At 59.7% G+C, this 2,038-nt stretch carries 1 protein-coding gene; it reads left to right on the forward strand.

Annotated elements, in window-relative coordinates; translation table 11 throughout:
• The first annotated feature begins 855 nt into the window (after nt 1-855).
• Nucleotides 856-1,062 (forward strand): DUF4177 domain-containing protein, encoded by a 207-nt coding sequence (locus AB4Z38_RS25515; protein ID WP_441432307.1) that lies wholly within the window; start codon nt 856-858, stop codon nt 1,060-1,062.
• Nucleotides 1,063-2,038: the final 976 nt, after the last annotated feature.

Raw genomic sequence — 2,038 nt, forward strand, 5'->3', positions numbered from 1 at the left:
GTGGATCTATGGAAAAGTTGCACCTACGAGATGCCTCTCGGATTGGTTAAACGGAGTTCTAGACAAACCCCATTTTTCCCGATCCGACAGGCATTCTCCGTTTAACCCGCCGCTACGACCTCAACCCGACCGGTGGATCGAGGCTAAGTTCCACGGTACCTTTGCCGCCTTCGACCGCTATGGGTTCCAATGCCCGCCTCCCATTTGACGCCTCGCTTCACGCACGGCGGGGACGAGGCCCGTCGGCGTGATTTTCCCACCCTACACAAGGTTCACACAGGAAAACGAGGAAGAGATGACTCGCGGGGAAATCCTTGGTTGCACGCACTACCGGCCGAAATCCGCGCCTGATGAATGCCGGCCTTTCGCCGGTACAGCGCGGGCAGATGCCGCCGTCCTGACCGCCGCCAAAGTCTCACCGTCAACCAACGGCCCGTTCCGCTTGGTTCGGCCGTGCTTGGATTCCAGCACGGGGCCTCTTGCTGCCCATACTGCCGGCGGCTTGCGTTCCCCTCCTGGGCCCCTTGCCCTCTTCTTCCGCGTGCTCTTCGGTCATGAGTCCAAGGTAGCCCTGTGAGTACACCCCGTCGAGGGCGGTCGATAAGCAGCTGCTTCAATATGCCCGCCGTTTCACCGCCGTCAAAGCAGAAGCACGACTTCCGGAAAACGCCCGATTTTGAGAAAGCCCACGATGATCCCTGTGTGTGAGTCTTGTTGTGGCCGGGACGCTGCCGCGACGTTGACACCGTGGCGCCGTCGAACGCTCGCGGCGCCGTCGCTCACGCCCCCGGAGGAGCGCCCGCCCCATCGAGTAGCATTGCTCCCAATTGGCCAGCAACGGAAGGAAGTCGTGTCATGCAGTATGTCGTCCTGCAGGTAATCCTCAAAGAGAAACTGTGGGGAACCGGTTCGGGCAACCTGACCTCCTTGGAGAAGGCCATCAACGATCAGGCCGCGAAGGGCTATCGACTCCATACCATTACCACCGCGAGCAGCGGGAGCAAGGGAATCGGTGGCGGCGACCGCATCCAGGCAACGTTGGTGTTCGAGAGCCTCGGATAACCGAACATCGCGAAACGAGCAGTATTCATGGAACGACATGGACCGATCGGTTCCGAGTCATAGAAGTGAGACACGAGACGAACATGGCCAACTACACAGGGCCTCCCTTGATGTCTCCCGCAACCCGGGGCTTGCGGGATACGCTCAGTGTGCCCAAAAGCCGCCGCTGATCCGCCGGCCGTTTCCGGTCATCCACGCCAGCATGCCGACGGCCGTTGAAGAACAGGCTCAGAGAGGCATGAGAGTGGCCCCACGTCCGGATATGGACAGGTGGGACCCAACCAAACCAGGACAGCCGGGAAGAAAGCCCGGATCCCACACACCTGGACTCTGTCGACGGATCGGACCCAAGAGCCCAAAGGCGTTTCGCTGACAGGAACGTCCACCGACACCGAGGATCCAGGCCGCGAAGTCATGTCGCCTGCAACAGAGAACTGCATGAAGCGGTGGCGGAGAACCCGTACGAAGGGATCAAAATGCAGGTCGAAAAGCCGCCCGTGCACAAAGGTGTGCACGATGTGCACACCACCTTTGACCGGACAAATAGGCGATGAGCGCACTCTGCCTGGTTCGCAGAAGGCAGTATCCGAGGAAGTTCCTCGAAGAAGATTCGGCTTCATCATGTCGTCACCACAACTCCTGGGCGATGAATGAGTGACGACCAACAACTGGCCACCGGAAACAGCAGAAAAGGACGGCACATAACCCTAGATTCCACCAGGCGCACGGGCCACGAGCAAGGACCATGAACCCGCCACCCACACAATAGAACAGGCCACCGCGGCGCCAGGCACAAACCGCGGCCAACGTCAGAGGGAACTCGCGGAGGGCGAGTTCTAGCGATCGTTGCAACACCCCCGATATTCGGGAGTTTCCTCGATCATGGAACCACCATCAATTCAGAGTTCTTCCTTAAGGGAAAGATCGGGTTCTTCGCCCGTGGCCCGGGCGGTGCGGAAGTACCGCAAGTATTCCA

It is taken from the genome of Arthrobacter sp. 2RAF6, from assembly GCF_052115205.1.
Classification (GTDB): domain Bacteria; phylum Actinomycetota; class Actinomycetes; order Actinomycetales; family Micrococcaceae; genus Arthrobacter.